General features: G+C 69.8%; 13 protein-coding genes. 4 read left to right on the top strand and 9 right to left on the bottom strand.

Features of this window, described 5'->3' with window-relative positions:
- Window positions 1-90 precede the first annotated feature (90 nt).
- The gene (locus tag ABD907_RS12010; protein ID WP_345216493.1) at window positions 91-3,585 is read right to left on the bottom strand and encodes a DUF7927 domain-containing protein; all 3,495 of its coding nucleotides are present in this window, start codon (window positions 3,583-3,585) and stop codon (window positions 91-93) included.
- Between the two features lie 743 nt (window positions 3,586-4,328).
- Between ABD907_RS12010 and ABD907_RS12005 the strand changes: the two genes are divergently transcribed.
- On the top strand, window positions 4,329-5,210 hold the full coding sequence (locus tag ABD907_RS12005) for a helix-turn-helix transcriptional regulator (RefSeq protein WP_345216492.1): 882 nt from the start codon (window positions 4,329-4,331) through the stop codon (window positions 5,208-5,210).
- A gap of 287 nt (window positions 5,211-5,497) precedes the next feature.
- Here the strand turns inward: ABD907_RS12005 and ABD907_RS12000 are convergent, their stop codons facing one another.
- Both ABD907_RS12000 and ABD907_RS11995 read right to left on the bottom strand, forming a co-directional pair.
- On the bottom strand, window positions 5,498-6,067 hold the full coding sequence (locus ABD907_RS12000) for a hemerythrin domain-containing protein (RefSeq protein ID WP_345216491.1): 570 nt from the start codon (window positions 6,065-6,067) through the stop codon (window positions 5,498-5,500).
- Window positions 6,015-6,989, bottom strand: a complete 975-nt coding sequence (locus ABD907_RS11995) for an EamA family transporter (RefSeq protein ID WP_345216490.1) — start codon at window positions 6,987-6,989, stop codon at window positions 6,015-6,017. The genes ABD907_RS12000 and ABD907_RS11995 overlap by 53 nt, the downstream gene beginning before the upstream one ends.
- A gap of 72 nt (window positions 6,990-7,061) precedes the next feature.
- Between ABD907_RS11995 and ABD907_RS11990 the strand changes: the two genes are divergently transcribed.
- A complete protein-coding gene (locus ABD907_RS11990) occupies window positions 7,062-8,027 on the top strand; it encodes a LysR family transcriptional regulator (RefSeq protein WP_345216489.1) in 966 nt (321 codons plus the stop codon).
- On the opposite strand, the gene ABD907_RS11985 is transcribed toward ABD907_RS11990, so the two are convergent.
- The gene (locus tag ABD907_RS11985; protein ID WP_345216488.1) at window positions 7,939-8,601 is read right to left on the bottom strand and encodes a DUF998 domain-containing protein; all 663 of its coding nucleotides are present in this window, start codon (window positions 8,599-8,601) and stop codon (window positions 7,939-7,941) included. The genes ABD907_RS11990 and ABD907_RS11985 overlap by 89 nt on opposite strands.
- An 82-nt stretch (window positions 8,602-8,683) precedes the next feature.
- On the bottom strand, window positions 8,684-9,457 hold the full coding sequence (locus tag ABD907_RS11980) for a C40 family peptidase (protein ID WP_345216487.1): 774 nt from the start codon (window positions 9,455-9,457) through the stop codon (window positions 8,684-8,686).
- A 206-nt stretch (window positions 9,458-9,663) separates the two neighbouring features.
- Here ABD907_RS11980 and nhaA point away from each other — a divergent pair, with 206 nt between their 5' ends.
- On the top strand, window positions 9,664-11,487 hold the full coding sequence (nhaA, locus tag ABD907_RS11975; RefSeq protein WP_345216486.1) for a Na+/H+ antiporter NhaA: 1,824 nt from the start codon (window positions 9,664-9,666) through the stop codon (window positions 11,485-11,487).
- Between the two features lie 52 nt (window positions 11,488-11,539).
- Here the strand turns inward: nhaA and ABD907_RS11970 are convergent, their stop codons facing one another.
- The 4 genes from ABD907_RS11970 to ABD907_RS11955 are packed head-to-tail and all read right to left on the bottom strand — an operon-like array spanning window position 11,540 to window position 15,707.
- On the bottom strand, window positions 11,540-12,916 hold the full coding sequence (locus ABD907_RS11970) for an NAD-dependent succinate-semialdehyde dehydrogenase (protein WP_345216485.1): 1,377 nt from the start codon (window positions 12,914-12,916) through the stop codon (window positions 11,540-11,542).
- Window positions 12,917-12,949: 33 nt separating this feature from the next.
- Window positions 12,950-14,245: an ectoine hydrolase gene (gene doeA / locus ABD907_RS11965; protein ID WP_345216484.1), complete on the bottom strand. Its 1,296-nt coding sequence runs from the start codon at window positions 14,243-14,245 to the stop codon at window positions 12,950-12,952.
- Complete coding sequence (locus ABD907_RS11960; RefSeq protein ID WP_345216483.1) at window positions 14,245-15,504, bottom strand: aspartate aminotransferase family protein; 1,260 nt, start codon at window positions 15,502-15,504, stop codon at window positions 14,245-14,247. The genes doeA and ABD907_RS11960 overlap by 1 nt, the downstream gene beginning before the upstream one ends.
- Window positions 15,505-15,527: 23 nt before the next feature.
- Complete coding sequence (locus ABD907_RS11955) at window positions 15,528-15,707, bottom strand: hypothetical protein (RefSeq protein WP_345216482.1); 180 nt, start codon at window positions 15,705-15,707, stop codon at window positions 15,528-15,530.
- A 429-nt stretch (window positions 15,708-16,136) separates the two neighbouring features.
- Here ABD907_RS11955 and ABD907_RS11950 point away from each other — a divergent pair, with 429 nt between their 5' ends.
- Entirely contained in the window at window positions 16,137-16,451 is a 315-nt protein-coding gene (locus ABD907_RS11950) for a hypothetical protein (RefSeq protein ID WP_345216481.1), read from the top strand.
- Window positions 16,452-16,529: the final 78 nt, after the last annotated feature.

Raw genomic sequence — 16,529 nt, 5'->3', positions numbered from 1 at the left:
GGTGACGTCGTGACCCAGGCAAGCTCATTCACCCGGACGGCACGGTCGGCAGCGGGTCAATCTGTAGCGCGGGCCATTTCCTGACGCCGATCAGCTCTCCTGGCCGGAGAGCCCACGGCGTCGGAGGCTCATCAGGGTGCCTCCAGTGCCGATCAGGAGGAGGCCGCCGAGCAGCGGAAGGAGCACCGCCCGGGCACCGGTGTCCGGAAGGCCTTCCGGAACTGGGCTCGGGCTGGGCGGCGGGTCGACCGGATGCTCGGTGCACAGCGGACTGCCGTCGACACATGTCTCGGGCGGCTCGTCACCACTGACCGTGACGAAGTTGCCGAGCTGGTGGTCACCCTGCTCGTCCCACTCGCGCACCTCGACGGTGTAGGAGACGGTTACCGTCGCACTCGGCTCGAGAGAGCCCTGGATCGTGTATTCGTCACCACCGTCGATGATGGCGAACGACATGTCCGAGGCCTCTGGACCGCTGACGATCGCGGCGTCGTCCAGGACGCCTGCCATGTGGTCGGTGTGGTCCACGTCGCCGGTGGCTGCACCAGTGTTGGTGAAGGTCAGGGTGTACGTGACCTGCTGCCCGTCCTCCAGCTCGGTTCCGGAGGCCGGGTCGGACGACTTCACCACGGTGACGTGGGACACCGGGTTGTAGGTGCAGTCTTCGTCGCCCTCCTCGCACTGCCCCGGGTCGTCCGGGGTGACGTCTTCGGGATCGAGCAGGAAGTTCGCCAGCTGGTGGTCACCGATCTCGTCCGCGGGAAGGACCTGGACGGTGTATGTGACGGTCTCCGTCTGCCCCGGCTCCAGTGTCCCGGTGATCGAGTACCGCCCATCGGCGACCTCCGAGACCGACAGTGCGTCGTCGGAGGCCGACGGGACACTGATCACCTCGGCGTCGTCCAGAAGATGCGTCAGGTCATCGACCCGATCCACCTCTCCCTCACCTGCGCCGGTGTTGCTGAACGTCAACGTGTAGGTCAGCTCCTGGCCCGCCTGCACGGTCGTGCCCGACTCCGGGTCCACGCTCTTGGAGTCGACGATCTCGGGTACGGGGTTGTAGGTGCACAGCGGGTCGTCGTCGGCGCAGTCCTGCGGGTCCGGCGGATCGTCCGGCACCTCGTCCTCCGGGAAGACGAAGTTGGCGAGCACGTCGTCGCCGCGTTCACCGTCGGGCAGAACCTCCACGACGTAGGTGACCGTGTACGACTCGCCCGCTGGGACGCTCCCGTCCACGGTGAACCGACCGTCCGCGATCTCCGACACCGTGAGATCGGCCGATGCAGGCTGGGACACGACCTGGGCGTCGTCCAGGACGGGCGTCAGGTCGTCGACCCAGCCGTCCACCGGGGCCGACGCCTCTCCGGAGTTGGAGAAGGTGATCGTGTAGGTGAGCTGCTCACCGGTGGTGACGGCGGTGCCCTTCTCCGGGTTCACGCTCTTCGCCACGTCGAGCAGCGCGGCGGGGATCTCCACGCGCCCGCACGACTCACCGGTTACGGGGTCGAGCCCGTTCTCGTCGGCGGGGTCGCACTCCGGTGTCTCCGAGTCCTCGGGATCCGTCGGCTCCCACGCCACGTTGACGAGGCGGAAGTCACCCGTCCCGGTGTACGTCACCTCGTAGGTGATGGTCACCGATTCGCCGGCCGTCAGGGGACCGCTCCAGCTGATGACCGGCTCGCTGTAGGCCGGGTCGTCGCCCACGTCGGCCGCAAGGCTGGCCTCGTCCAGAGTCGCGTCGTCCCGCACGTCCGTGAGGTCGTCGAAGACGTACGCGGGGTCGTCCGCGGTGTAGTCGCCCGGGCCGATGTTGGTCCCAGTCACCGTGTAGGTGACCGTCTCGCCGACCCCAGGCAGCTCGGTCGTGTCCGCGGTCTTCGTGACCTCGAGTGCCGGCAGCTCCGTCGTGGTGGACACGCAGACGCTCGCGGGGTCCTGCGCCTGTTCCTCGGGGATGCAGGCCTGATTGGTGACCGTTCGGTCACCGCCACGCTCGAGGGTGACCGAGTAGGTGATGGTGGCGGTCTCACCGGGCTCGAGCGGACCCGACCAAGTCAGCGTGCCATCCGCGACCGTCGGTGCGTCGGAGGCCGACCCGCCGGAGAACGTGACAGCCGCGTCGTCGTTGTAGGACGCGTCGTCGAGCACGTCGGACAGGTCGTCGGTCAGTGTGGCCGGCTCGTCCGCCGTGTAGGCGCTGTCACCGACGTTCGTCACGTCGACCGTGTAGGTCACCACATCGCCGGCCTGGCTGTTCTCTCCGGCGTCCGAGGTCTTTTCGACCGTCAAGCATCCGCCACTGATGGCTATTTCACCGGTAGCGAGCTCGACCGGGTCATACGCCCAATCATCGATGGTGCGGGCGTTGCCCCAGGAGGTGTACGAGAAGTCCCAGCCATGGACACCGGCCGAGCTATCGACACCGGCCGTACCGTCGACAACCGGGGTCGGGTTCGTCGTGTTCTCCGGTCCCGGCTGCAGCTGGGTGTCGTCCCAGTAGACCGTGGAGTCGGGGGCACCTCCACCGTTCAGCCGGGTCATCGAGATGCCACCGGCGCGGCCCTCCACGTCCTGGTTGAGGACGTGGATCTCCCCGACTCGGTCGTAGAACACGCGCGCATTCAGCGTGGTGCACTGGGCGATGGCGTTGCCCTGCCCGTCCTCGCCGTCGAACGCGTAGTCGTAGCTGCCCGAGCCGTCGGCTGCGAGCTGGATCCGCCGGTCGGCCGGCCCGACGTAGGCGCCGTCCCCGTCGGTGTCGATCTCCAGCCAGTAGGAGCCGACGAACCGGGGCGAGATCGAGTGGGAGAACGTCCCAGCCGCCGAGCGCGCGGCGTCCGGCGTGAAGGCAAGATCGTCGACCGCCAGGTCGTCCTCGGTGAGGATGGGAGGCAGCACAGTGAGTGTGCCGTCGACCGACGGGGCGCTGGCGGGCAGGTCGGCGCTGGGCTCGTCGAAGAAGATCCGGTACGTCCCACACTCGCCGGACGCGACGGCGTCCGAGCTCTGGACCGACCGATACAGGGCGTCACAGCCACCCGCGGTGGCCACATTGCCCACCGCGTCGGCGGCGATGACCGAGCCGATGCCGTTGTAGTCGTTCAGGCGCGTGTCGTAGATGTAGCCGCTGTCGTTGACCAGCCAGTAACGCAGGTCGGCGACCGCCGCGTCGTTCTCCTGGTGGGTGACGTACTGGTTGGCCCAGACGCGTCCGGGCACGGCCGTGCCGCCGCCGTCACGGACGTCGATCGACCACTCGTAGGCGGTGAGCCCGTCACCGGTCTCCGCGACAACCTCGATCTTCCACGCACCCGGCGCACCTGTCAGGCCGGTCGTCTCACACGTGTCTCCCGGCTGCGCGTCAGCGGGCTGAGCGCAGGTCCACAGCACCGCACCGGAGGGGTCCGTCACCGTGTACTCGACGCCCCGCTGCTGACCGTCGGCGGCGCCATGGCGAAGGACGAAGCTCAGGTCCAGCGTCTCACCCTCGTCCACGTAGGCGTAGAAGGTGTTCGAGTTGGCCGTGCTGATCGCCGCGCCGTACGACGGCGCGGTGTTGGTCTCGGCACGGGCAGGAGAAGCCACGCCCCCGAGCGTGAAGAATCCGAGGACCAGAGCGAACGGCATCATGATCGCCAGGGCGCGGAAGCCCGCTCGACCTCTGTCCCACAATGCCGCGTCAACGGGACCCACACCCGCTGCCCCTCGTCTTGGCCGTCCACGCAGGCCCCAGACAGTCTTCAAGAGCTGCTCCTTCATCGATGTTTTTCCGAGTATCGAGATTCACCAGAGAGGGGCTGGAGGGATGGCGGTTCGGGCTGCTGGTCGCAGGCACCTCGACGCTCCCGGTCCTTGGTATCGGTGATCGCTACATTTCCGATAGGACCATCGATAGAATCGGTCAATCACTTGATGCACGAGCGCGTCCGATATAGTCAGTTGACTATCCCGGTCGAGCGGCCGATAGGAACGGCTGCGAGTCGGCCGTAGTCTCGTTCCCGCAGTGCGGACCTGGCGAAGAACCAGGGCTGCGAGATTCTCATTTGGGTTCAACAAGTTGTGGCACGGCGCCGTCTCCGTCCTCTCGTCCTGAGCGGGCGACGCCGGTCTCAATGGGGGGACTGGTGGCAACGACAACGAGTGACCACGCTCCCCGCCGCGCGTCGCGAGACCAGGAGTTCTCCCCCGGTGAGCGCGCCCTGGTTCATGCACTCGACGGTGAGCATGCAACCGCACATCTTTGGCTCGCACGCAGCCCATCGGTAGCGGAGACGCAAGCACACCTCGAGCCGGTGGCGAGCTCACTCATCGCCAGTGCACTGCTTGCGTTGGATCACCTCGACTGGCTGAAGTTCGACGAGACTCTCGCCGAGCTCGGGGCGATCCCGTTCACCTCACGATCACACCGAGACCTCAGCTTCTACCTCCAGGCCAGAGCTGCCCTGGTCCGCGGCGACCAGCGCCGGCTCCTTCGGCGGATGGATCGTGCCGCACAGAGTAGGTCAGAAAGCACAACCCCCTTGCACACGACTCTGCTCGGCCATGCCGAAGGTGAGCTGGCACTGAGCATCGGCGACGTCCCACGGGCGAGGGCCGCGTTGCCCCCGGTCGGCGACTCCTATCTGCACGCCCATCTGAGAGCGAGAGTGCACCTCGCCAGTGGCGCAGCGGGTGTCGCCGTTCGGCAGCTGGTGCACTCCACCTGGTTGGACGATGCTCCGCGGCGCGGGCGTATCGAGCTGCGGTTGACACTCGCCGCAGCACTCGACCGCACGGGCGAGACGGACGAGGCGGCCAGGACGATCCGGCATGCTGTCACGCAGGCCGGCACGCCGACACAGATCGCCTACAGTCTGGCCGCCGCCGACCGGGAAAGCCTGCAGAGCGCCGCGGAGCGAGATGCTGCGATCGCCGCGGCCCTGAGCTCGCTCGACAACGCGCTGTTCATGGCGCCCTTCGACAACACTGGCCAGAGCGCCGCGCTGCCGCTGACTCGACGCGAAGGCACGATTCTCGAACTGCTCGCAACCGGAATGACCGCTGCCGAGATCGCGGCGCGACTGTTCGTCTCGGTCCACACCGTGCGCAATCAGACCCAACGAATCTACCGCAAGCTCAACGTCACCTCCCGTGACCAGGCTGTCAAGATCGCCACCCGGTACGGCCACCTCCAGGCTAACGACAGTACGGGTAATGCTGCGCCGCAGTGACGAGCCGGCGCGGGTCGTACGCTCGTGCTCACCCGCACCAAGCGGTCAAGCTTCACGGCAACCTGAGCCATTCCGCCCGCGCCCGGAACCGCCGCTTTCCACGGCGGTGCAGCGCCCACCCTGCTAGCCACCGAAATCGCCGCCCGCGCATGCACGTTCGCGACATCGCGCGTGATCCACGCCGACCCGCCGGCCGAGCACGAGGCGTACCGCATCGCTCGGGCGGGCGGCGCCCTCCCGGGCGCGCCGCCCGGTGACGGCTCTGCGGCTCGACGTCAGGTCGGCGGTCAGCCGGTCTGCCGCCCCTCGAGCTTGTCCCGCAACCGGTCGACCATTCCCACGCCCGGTCCGACGCTCTTGTGGAACAGCTCGGAGTGCGGCGCGTTCGGGTGCGGCCGGGTCGGTGCCGCCTCCTTGGCCTTCTCCACCTTCTCGCCCAGCTCGACGAGATCCTCGGCGGGGATGTGCGCCCGAAGCTGCGGGAACTGCTCGGACTCCTCGTCGTGCGCGTGGTGGCGCAGCTGCGACTCCAGCTCCCGCACGCGTTCCATGAACGCCGAGCCCGAGGCATCGAGGTCCTCGATCTGCTTCATCAGCTGGACGATCTCCTCGTGCTCCTGCTTGTCGTGCTCGACCTCCTGGGCCCCGTTCGGCACGTGCTTCTCCACCGCGGGGTAGACGAACATCTCCTCGGCGACGGCGTGCCGCATCACCTCGGCGATCACCGTGTCCGCCAGCTCTCGGCGCTGGTCGGCAGCCGCCGCACCCTCGATCTGGCCGAGCAGCTTGATCATGTCCTGGTGGTCAGCGGTGAGGATGTCGACGACATCCGTGCCTGCGCCTCGGGTCTCGCTCACGGGAGCTCCCTCCATCGGATGGTGGTTGTCCCCGAGCGTAGGTACGGGCCCCGGTGCCCGCACTCGCTGCGGCGACATCCTCGGAGCGACGGCCACGACCGCGTCCCAGCGCGACCGTGCCCGCGCTCGCCAGGCTGACACAGCCGAGCCCGAGCCACTGGACGGCACGCAGGTGCTCGGCCAGGACGACCGTCCCCGCCACTCCCGCCATGGCCGGTTCGAGGCTCTGCATCACGCCCACGGTCCGGGGCGGCAGGCGACGTAGCGCCACGAGCTCCAGCGAGTAGGGCAGCACCGCGGACAGGACGGCGACGACCGCGCCGGTTCCGAGCACGGCAGGCTCGAGCAGCGCGGCACCATTGACGACGACGCCCCACGGCACCGTCAGCACGGCGGCCCATGCGACCGCGAGCGCCAGCGGGGCGGTGCCCGCGTGGGCGGCTCCCGCTCGCCTGCTGAGCAGGAGGTACGCCGCCATGGACACGCCGGAGGCCAGGGCGAGCAGGACGCCGGGGAGGGAGAAGCTCTCACCCTGCGCCCCATGGAACAGCCACACCCCGACGCCGGCCGTCGCCGCGAGCACGACGTCGAGCCGACGCCGGGATGTCGCCAACGCCAAGGTGATCGGACCAAGAAGCTGCAGGGACGCCGCCAGACCCAGCGGCAGGTAGGTCAGCGCCGGGTAGATGAGGTTCATCCCCGCGATGGCGGTCCCGAAGCCGAGCACCACGGTGAGACCCCGGCCGGTCCGTGGCAACGCCGGCCGATGGACGGCGCAGAGGATGACAGCCGCCAGGCCCAGCCGGAGGGCGACGGCGCCCTCGGGCCCGACCGACGCGAACAGCGTCTTCCCGAGGGCCTGGCCGAACTGGATGCTCAGCACGCTGCCGAGCACCAGGACGGGAGCCGGTATCGAGGCCATGAGACCAGCCTCGATGGCCACACCGTCAACGTCCAGCGAAAGATTCTCGAACGATTCGTCTACTATTCCTACATGGTTGAGGCGGACCTCCGGAGACTGTCGGCTCTGCGAGCGCTGGCAGAGCACGGCACGGTGACGGCGGCGGCCACGGCCCTGCACCTCACGCCGTCAGCCGTCTCGCAGCAGATCGCCCAGCTGGGCCGCGAGGTCGGTGTCACGCTGCTCCGGCACGAGGGCAGGCACGTTCGTCTGACGCCCGCCGCGCACGTCCTGCTCGAGCACGGTGAGGTCCTGCGGACCCAGTGGGAGCGTGCGAAGGCAGATCTCGCCGCGCACGCCGCCGGCCTCGGCGGGACGCTTCGGCTGTGTGGCGTCTCGTCCGCCGTCGCCGCGCTCGCCGCGCCTGCCGTGACCCGGCTGCAGCGCACCCACCCCCGGCTGCAGACCCGCATCACCGAGGAGGAGAGCGCTGACTGCTACCAGCTCCTGCTCACCGACGAGGCCGACATCGCCATGGTGCTCCCCACCCCCGACGCGCCGTCGACCGTCGATCCGAGGTTCGAGCAGCAGCCCCTGCTCGATGACCCCCTCGACCTGCTCGTCCCGCGGGGTCACCGGCTCGCCGAGGAAGGTTACGCGGAGCTTGCCGCAGCCGCCGGCGAGCCATGGATCGTCAAGAAGCACAACAACGACACGTATGCGCTGCTGACCGTCGCCTGCGCCGCCGCGGGGTTCACGCCACGCGTCACCCATGAGGTCAAGGAGTGGTACGCCGTCTCTGCCCTGGTCGGCGAGGGCCTCGGCGTCTGCCTGCTCCCGAGGATGGTGCCGGTCCCGTCGACGCACCGGGTCGTGCGGGTCCCGCTGCACGGTGAGCCGGTCCCGTCCCGCCGGCTGATCGCCTGCGTACGGCGCGGCAGCGCCGGCCACCCCGTCGTGGCGGCCGGACTCAGCGCTCTCCACCGTGTCGCTGCTGCCGACGAAGAACCACCGAGACCGCCGTCAGCCAGACCGTCAGCACGGACGCCGCGACCGTGACCCGCAGCGGGACACCCGGGCCGCTCCACCAGGCCAGCGTGGCGACGGCGACGCCCGAGAGCAGGCAGCCGGCCGCGCCGGCCCGAGCTCCCGCTCTCGCGGCGCGCCATCCCAGCAGCAGCGCCGCCGCGACGCCGCCGTTCAGGGCCAGCGCCGTGCCGACGTCGTGCAGGGCGCCCCGCCAGGACAACGTGGAGGCGGGCGGCGGCCCACCGGGCGGGAACCCGATGCCGGGGTCGACGACGAACACGCCCGTCACCACCAGTCCGACCCCCATGGTCGTGATCAACCAGCCCGCTGCGGTGCCGGTCCCGCCCGCCAGGGTCGCGCGCACCCCGACGCCGGCCGCGGCGACGAGCAGGCCGGTCGTCACGAACGTCGCGATCTGGGTCCAACCGTGGTCGCCGCGGCTGAGCAGCGAGATGGCGTGCACGCCGAGCTCGAAGCCGGGCCGCCACAGGGCCTGTCCGAGCAGGGCGGCAAGGAAGAGGGGCCCCGCCACGACGCCGCAGGCGAGCAGCCGACGGGTCGTCACCGACTCGGCGTCACGGCTGCCGTGCGGCACTGGGAACATCGGTCCACCATCGCACCGCAAGGATCCGGACGAGACGGTGGTGGCCCGCACGCGGCACCGGCGCGGGCCACCACCGAGTCGCTCAGGCCACGCGGATGTACGTGGGGTTGTCCATGTAGACCTCGCGGACCGAGAGCGGGTTGCCGGGGCTGTGGGCGGCGATGTACTCGCCGTCACCCGCGTAGATGCCCACGTGACCCGGCCACCAGACCAGGTCGCCGGGCCGCGCCTCGGCCTCCGACACCTCGGTGCCGGCGTAGCGCTGCCCGTCGGTGGTGCGCGGCAGCTCGACGCCCACCTGCTCGAACACGTACTGCGTGAAGCCGGAGCAGTCGAAGCCGCCCGGCGCCTCGCCGCCGTACTGGTACGGGGTGCCGATGTACTGCATCGCGATGCCGACGACGCCGCTGCTCGAGGAGTCGACGCTGACCGTCTGCACGTCGGCCGAGGCAGATGTGTCTGCGGAGGCCGACGTGCCGGAGTCGCCGCCCGGGATCTCCAGGACCTGGCCGACGTAGATGAGCGCATCCGCACCGATGCCGTTGGCCTCGATGATGCCCTCGACCGTGCTCCCGTGGCTCTGTGCCAGCTCGGCGACGGTGTCGCCGGACTCGACCGTGTGGGTGGTCGTGCCCGCCGTCTGCGTGCTGACCGTGGTCTCGTCCTCGGGTGTGGAGGACGTGTCCATCGCCGAGGCCGACGTCGCGGCCATGGTGATCGCCAGGCCCGAGGTGGCGGCGGCCAGCACGCTGCGGCGCACCACCTTGCCGGGCAGGGAGTCACCGGACGGTGAGAACGCCGTCGCGGGGCGACCCGGTGCGCGATGCCGCCCTGGGCTGTTTCTCGTGACCTTCACAAGCAAGCCTCTCCTGCCGCCTACGAGGTCGGCTGCCCCGTCCCTGCCACCAGCCAATCGCTTACCACGGGCGACGGCAGGGTCCGGCGAACGCCCGCGGACTCCCCGGAGGGTGGGGAGCGCGACGGACGCTACCCAACACACCGACGAATTGTCACGTTTTGATAACAATCTGAACGTGGGCTGGGAGGGCATAACCTCGCACCATGGACGGCGACCGCGCGCCAGCTCGGGGCAGGGCGTTCCTCGACCGCCTGCGCACCGAGTCGGGCAACGCCCTGCTGCTCGTCGGCGTGGCGGTCCTGGCGCTCGTGTGGGCCAACTCGCCGCTGTCCGGCGCGTACACCCGCCTGTGGGAGACGCCGATCAACGTCGAGATCGCTGACCTGCGCTTCGACATGGACCTGCACCACTGGGTCAACGACGGCCTGATGGTGGCCTTCTTCGTGCTCGTCGGGCTCGAGGTGCGCCAGGAGCTCGCCGTCGGGTCGCTGCGTCAGCGGCGCAGCCGGCTGGTCCCGCTCGTCGCCGGCACCGCCGGCGTCGTGCTCCCAGCCCTCGTCTACCTGGCGGTCGCGGGGCGGTCGGCGCCGGAGGGATGGGGCGTCGTCGTCGGTACGGACACGGCGTTCCTGCTGGGAGTGCTCGCGATCGTCGGGCCGGCGCTGTCGAGTCAGCTGCGGGTCTTCCTGCTCACGCTGTCGGTCGTCGACGACTTCCTCGCCGTGGCGATCATCGGCGTCGTCTACTCCGAGGACGTCGCCCTCGCGCCGCTGGCCGTCGCGCTCACCTGCCTGGTGGTGCTGTGGCTTCTCGGGCGCACCCGGGAGTGGCGCAGCGGCCCCTATGTCACCGTCATCGTGGTGCTGTGGGCGGCGACGCTGCTCGGCGGGGTGCACCCCTCGCTCGCCGGGATGGCGGCCGGGCTGCTGGTCCCCTCCCGCGCGACCGAGCGCGCGGACGTGCTGCGCGCCAAGCACCTCTTCCGGGACTACTGGCAGTCGCCCGACGCGGGGCAGGCACGAAACGTGCGTCTCGGCCTGGCCCGCTCCATCTCGGTGAACGAGCGGCTGTACGTGGTGCTGCGCGGCCCGGTGTCGCTCGTCGTCGTGCCGATCTTCGTGCTCGCGAACGCCGGGATCGACCTGCGCGGGGGCGCGCTCGGCGAGGCGTTCGGCTCCGTGATCATGTGGGGCGTCGCCGGCGGCCTCGTGCTCGGCAAGCTCGTCGGCATCTCCATCGGCACGTGGGCGGCGGTGCGATTGCGGTTGGGGCGCCTGCCCGACGGCGTGGGCCCGGGGAGCGTCGCCGGCGGCGCGGCGCTGTCCGGCGTCGGTTTCACCGTCTCGCTGCTGATCATCGGCCTCGCCTTCACCGACCCGGCGCAGGCCCAGGCGGCGACGGTCGGTGTGCTCGTCGCCATCGTCGTGGCCGCGCTGATCGGGTGGCTGGCGTTCACGCTCGCGCGAGTGCGCTGGGGCGAGACGAGCGCGGACCTGCCGGTGACGCTCCGGCCACCCGTCGACAGCACGCGCGACCACGTGCACGGCGCCGACGACGCCCCGTTCACCGTGGTCGAGTACCTGGACTTCCAGTGTCCGTTCTGCGCCCGCGCCACCGGGATGTGGGTAGACATGCGGGACCACTTCGGCGACCGTATCCGCTACGTCGTGCGGCACCTGCCGCTCGAGGACGTGCACCCGCAGGCTTTCGACGCCGCGATCGCCGCCGAGGCGGCCGCGCGGCAGGGCCGGTTCTGGGACATGCACGATCTGCTCTTCAGCCATCAGGCGCGGCTCGATCCGGAGGATCTGCGTGGTTACGCGGAGCAGCTCGGGCTCGACATGGGCCGCTTCGACGCCGACGTGACCGACGGGGCCGTCCGCGAGCGCGTCCTGGAGGACGTCCGGAGCGCCCGGGCGAGCGGTGCGCGGGGTACGCCCACGTTCTTCCTCAACGGCATCAGGCACCGAGGACCGCACGACGCCCGCTCCCTTGTTGCGGCGCTCGAGGCTTCGCGGACCGTCTGAGCCGCGGGCGGGCCCGCGGTGCCGCTGTCGGCGGCACCGAGGCGCCGGCGGGTCAGGCTTGCTTCGGACCGACCCAGACCTGCTGGGCGTTCACGAACTCGCGGATACCGTGCGCGCCCAGCTCGCGCCCGTACCCGGAGCGCTTGATGCCGCCGCTGGGGAGCCGGGGGTCGGTCTTGACGATCCCGTTCACCGCCACCTGTCCGGCGGCGATGTCCCTGGCCATGGCCTCCCCCCGCTCGGCGCTGGTCCACACGGCGGCCGCCAGGCCGTACGGCGTGTCGTTCGCCAGCGCCAGCGCCTGCTCGGCGTCGTCGGCAGCCATCACCACGGCGACGGGTCCGAACGTCTCCTCACGGCAGGCCGCCATGCCGGGGGTGACGCCGGTCAGGAGCGTCACCGGGTAGAACCAGCCGTCGCCGTCGGGCAGCTCGCCGCCGAGGACGCAGGTGGCGCCGGCCGCCACCGTCTCGGTGACCTGACGGTGCAGGTTCTCCCGCAGATCGGCCCGGGCGATGGGCCCCACCTGGGTGCTCTCCTCCCGCGGGTCTCCGACGACCAGCCGGCCCAGCCGCTCGGCCAGCAGGCCGACGAACTCGTCGTGGACCGACCGCTCGACGATGATCCGCTTGGCCGCGATGCACGATTGACCGGCGTTGACGATCCGTGAGAGCGTGACGATGTCGGCCGCCTCGACCAGATCGGCGTCGGCCAGCACGATGCAGGGGTCCGAGCCGCCGAGCTCGAGGACCGCGGGCTTGATCTCGCTGGCCGCGATAGAGGCCACGGCCGACCCACCGCGTTCCGACCCGGTGAAGGACACGGCCCGGATCCGCGGGTCCCGGATTGCCTGCTCGACGTCGGGCGTCTGGGCGAACAGGGTCTGGAAGATCCCCGCAGGGGCGCCGACGGCGTCGAAGACGTCGGCGATCGCCTTGGCGCAGCCGGGCACGTGCGGGTCGTGCTTCATGACACAGGTGTTACCGGCCATCAGCGTCGGAGCGCAGAACCGGAACGCCAGCCAGAAGGGGGCGTTCCACGGCAGCACCCCGAGGATCGGCCCGAGCGGCAGGTACTGCACATAGCTGGAGGTGGCGTCCGAGGCGATGACCTCGTCGGCCAGGTACGCCTGCGCGTGCTCGGCGTAGTGCTCGGCCGCCCACGCTGCCTTGTTGACCTCACCACGCGCCTCGGTGATGGGTTTGCCCATCTCTTCGGTCATGAGCAGGGCGAGCTCGTCCACGTGGTCGCGCATGTGCCCGGCCACCGCCCGCAACACCTCTGCGCGTTCCTCGAAGGAGGTGGTGCGCCAGCTGTCGAAGGCGGACTGGGCGCGGTCGATGGTGGCGGTGATCTCCTGCGGCGTCGCCGCGGGCACCTCCTGGACGACGGTGCCGCGGGCGGGGTCAGTAGCTGTGAGGACGCTCATCATTCGGCCTTTCTGTCAGCGCAGCTCGAGGACTCAGCGCAGCTCGATGGCTTCGGCGGGCGCGTCGTCATCGTCGTCGTCCGACGGCTCCGCCGCGTCGGTGTAGGCGTCGGTGTAGGCGTCGGCGTGGGAATCGACGTCGGTCACCGACGTCAGCGTTGCTCCACCGGGGTGGACGACGAAGTCCTCGTCCAGGGTGAAGAACGACTCGCAGCCGTCCTCCGTGATCCGGATCGTGTCGGAGATCCCCACGGTCTTGTCGCCGTCCACTCCCCACATCCACGGGATGATGTGGAAGACCATGCCGGGTTCGAGGACGGAGAAGTCGCCCGGGTTCAGCGACAAGATGTATCCCTCGTCCCAGGACGGTGGGAAGGCGATGCCCATCGAGTACCCCGACCGGGTGACCAGCCGGGCGCCGACCTGGTTGTCCGAGATGATGCGGCGCACGATCGAGTCGGCGTCGGAGACGGTCATGCCCGGACCCATGAGGGCCTTGAGCTCTGAGAGGGCGAACTTCATCCGCTCCTGGGCGTAGAACATCGACTCGGACAGCTCGCCGATGACCGCGGTGCGCATCATCGCGGTGTGGTAGCGGCGGTAGCAGCCGCCGACCTCGAGGAACACGTGGTCCTCGGGCTCGATGACTCGGCCCTCCCAGGTGGCATGCCCGATCATCGACCGTGGCCCGGACGCGACGTAGGGCATCACCGCCGGGAACTCTCCACCGGCGCGGAACATGGCGGCCGAGATGGCCGCGGCCACCTCGTTCTCGGTCGCCCCCGGGACGCAGGCCTCGAGGCCGGCGGCCATGCCGATCTCGTTCGCCTTGGCCGCCTTGCGCATCACCTCGATCTCGACGTCGGACTTGCGCGCACGGCCGGCCTCGACGATCCCGAAGCAGTCCATCAGCACGCCTTGCTGGAAGGACGTGTGGATGCGGTCCTGCAGGTAGGCGGGGAAGTAGTAGCTGTTGCGTTCGTAACCGATCCGCTTGTCGCCCAGCCCGAACTGGTTCAGCGCCAGCACGAGCTCCTGGATGGCGTCGCCGGTGTCGGGATAGGGCCGGGTGTGGTCGACCCAGGTGCGCTGGATGACGTTCGACTCCTCCATCGCACGGGTGATCATCACCGGCTCGCCGTCGAGCGGAACGACCAGCGCCTGGAAGAACGAGTACCCGGTGGTCTGGTAGTCGGTCAGGTACATCAGGTTCTCGGGGTCGGTGATGACCACGGCGTCCAACCGTCGCCGGGCCATCCGCTCCCGCAGGTCGTGGAGACGCCGCTCGTACTCCTCGGGCGGGAAGGTCATGTCGACACGAGCAAGCATCAGTCCCCCTCCATTGCTGTCGCGATGGCCTTGTCGAGACGGTCCAGGCCGAGTTCGAGGTCGTCGTCGGGGATGGTCAGCGGTGGGATCAGCTTGATCACCTGCCCACCTGTTCCGCACGGGCCGATCAGGAGCCCGGCGTCGAAGGCCGCTGCCTGGACTCGCTTGGCGAAGGCGCCGTCGCCGGTGTCCAGCCCCTGCATCATGCCGCGGCCACGGACCTCCCAGCGCTGCCCCGGATGGGCGTCGGCGATGCGTTGCAGACGGTTCCGCATCACCTCGCCCTTGGTCTTCACCTCGTTCATCAGCACGTCGTCGGTGAAGTAGTCGAGGGCGACAGCGCCGGCGACGAAGGAGAGTCCCTGGCCGCGGAAGGTGCCGGTGTGTGCACCGGGCGACCAGTGGTCGTCGACCCACGGCTTGTTCAGGTTCATCGCGATCGGGGTGCCGAACCCGCCGAGCCCCTTGGCGAGGGTGACGATGTCGGGGTCGAGGCCCATGCCGTCGAAGGAGAAGTAGCTGCCAGTGCGGCCGCAGGCCGCCTGGATGTCGTCGATGATGAACAGCGCTCCGACCTCGTGGGCCAGGTCCTGGACCTGGCGCAGCCACTCGGCGGTGGCGACGTTGACGCCGCCTTCGGCCTGCAACGGCTCGACCAGGAACGCGGCGGGCGGCGTGAGGCCGCTGGACGCGTCCCGCAGGGCCGCCCCGTAGTCGGCCACAGCGGTATCGCCGCCCGGCGCCGTCTCGAACGGTAGCCGGACGACGTCGGCCAACGGCACGCCGGCCCACTGCCGGAAGGCATGGTTGGCAGTTGCGGCCAACGATCCCAGGGTCATCCCGTGGAACCCGTGGCTGAAGGCCACGATCTCCCTTCGGCCGGTGGCCAGCCGCGCCAGCTTCAGCGCAGCCTCTACCGCGTTGGTGCCCGTCGGACCCATGAACTGCATGCGGTGGTCCATGCCCCGCGGCTCGAGGATCACGTCCCGGAACTTCTCGACGAAGTCGCGCTTCGTCGTCGTATAGGTGTCGAGGCTGTGGGCCACGCCGTCGCGTTCGAGGAAGGCGATCATCGCGTCCTTCATCAACGGGTTGTTGTGCCCGAAGTTCAGCACTCCGGCGCCGGCGAAGAAGTCGATGTAGGACGTACCGTCCTCGGCGACCTGCCGGGCGTTGGACGCGGACGCGAATACGGTCGGATAGGCACGGCAGTAGCCGCGTACGGTGGATTCACGCTGCTCGAACGCGGTCGTGTCCATAGCCGGCACCTCTTTCTGGTCGCTCAGGGGCGTGGTTGGGTCTCCTCGGTGGTCTCCCCGACGGCCGGTGCGCCGGCGGGGGTCATGAAAGTGTTCGTGATCTGGTCGCGGTCCACCCCGGCGTCGGTCGTCTCTGGGCGGCGGTGCGGGTCGTGATGCAGCCGGAGAGCTGCGTGGACAACGGTGGGCCAGCGATGCGTCAACCGGCCTCCTCGGCACCGCGAGGTGCGCTCACGTGGTACCAGGTAGCCGACATGTAGGGAATCTACCTCCACACCTCGCCGATCTGCTCGGGGAATGCGGCAGTCGCCTTCGGCGAGTCCTGGTCGGCGGTGATCCGGAGCCGGGCTCCGCAGGGTGGTAGTGCCAGTCCCTCCCACATCCGCGGGAGTCTTCGTAAACTTGTTGTCCGCGGCTCAGGGCCGCGGGGTTCACGGGGCCGCAGAGAGAGCGCCCCCACGGACCGTTCCCCACTCGCTGCGACGCCGCCCGCTTGCGCCGGTCCTCCGGTGAACGACGACGGCGAGCTTGTCTCTGTCGCGCTCAGCCCGCTCGTTCGCCGACGACGTCCGGCACGTCGTCCTCACGCGCTCGGCATGCCGGGCTGGCCGGGCCAGACGAAAGGTAGAACCATGCGACGACCACCTTCGGCGCAGTGCCCGATCTGTGACGGGCTGGGAGTCCCGCGCCACGGTGACGTGATCGGCTCGTCCATCGGCGTCCTCAACTACAAGGTGGCCGCCGAGATCTGCTCGGCCTGCAACGGCACGGGCCGGATCCGCCCGGCACGTCCCGAGAACGGGCTCCTTCGCGCCGCTCGTGAGGTCTGGCAGCGAGCGGGTGCGGGCCGGCAGGCGGTCGGCACGCCGGTCCTGCGCGAGACCACGCCGGTCCTGCGCGAGACCCCGGTCGCGCGCAAGGTCATCGAGTGCGAGACGTGCGCGTGAGGTCCCCCGACGCAGGGTCGCCGTCGAGCAGCCGGACCGTCCGGCCTGATCATCCCTGCTTGGTCGCGCCGGTCCCGC

It is taken from the genome of Georgenia halophila (assembly GCF_039541595.1).
This window is presented reverse-complemented; position numbering and strand designations above follow the sequence as displayed.

What these genes read in the sequence shown, in the direction of transcription:
- ABD907_RS11995 (WP_345216490.1), bottom strand. Translation starts at nt 6,989, where the DNA reads ATGGCCTCGATACCGGCTCCCGTCCTGGTGCTCGGCAGCGTGCTGAGC.
- ABD907_RS11990 (WP_345216489.1), top strand. Translation starts at nt 7,062, where the DNA reads ATGGTTGAGGCGGACCTCCGGAGACTGTCGGCTCTGCGAGCGCTGGCA.
- ABD907_RS11985 (WP_345216488.1), bottom strand. Translation starts at nt 8,601, where the DNA reads ATGTTCCCAGTGCCGCACGGCAGCCGTGACGCCGAGTCGGTGACGACC.
- nhaA (WP_345216486.1), top strand. Translation starts at nt 9,664, where the DNA reads ATGGACGGCGACCGCGCGCCAGCTCGGGGCAGGGCGTTCCTCGACCGC.
- ABD907_RS11970 (WP_345216485.1), bottom strand. Translation starts at nt 12,916, where the DNA reads ATGAGCGTCCTCACAGCTACTGACCCCGCCCGCGGCACCGTCGTCCAG.
- doeA (WP_345216484.1), bottom strand. Translation starts at nt 14,245, where the DNA reads ATGCTTGCTCGTGTCGACATGACCTTCCCGCCCGAGGAGTACGAGCGG.
- ABD907_RS11960 (WP_345216483.1), bottom strand. Translation starts at nt 15,504, where the DNA reads ATGGACACGACCGCGTTCGAGCAGCGTGAATCCACCGTACGCGGCTAC.
- ABD907_RS11950 (WP_345216481.1), top strand. Translation starts at nt 16,137, where the DNA reads ATGCGACGACCACCTTCGGCGCAGTGCCCGATCTGTGACGGGCTGGGA.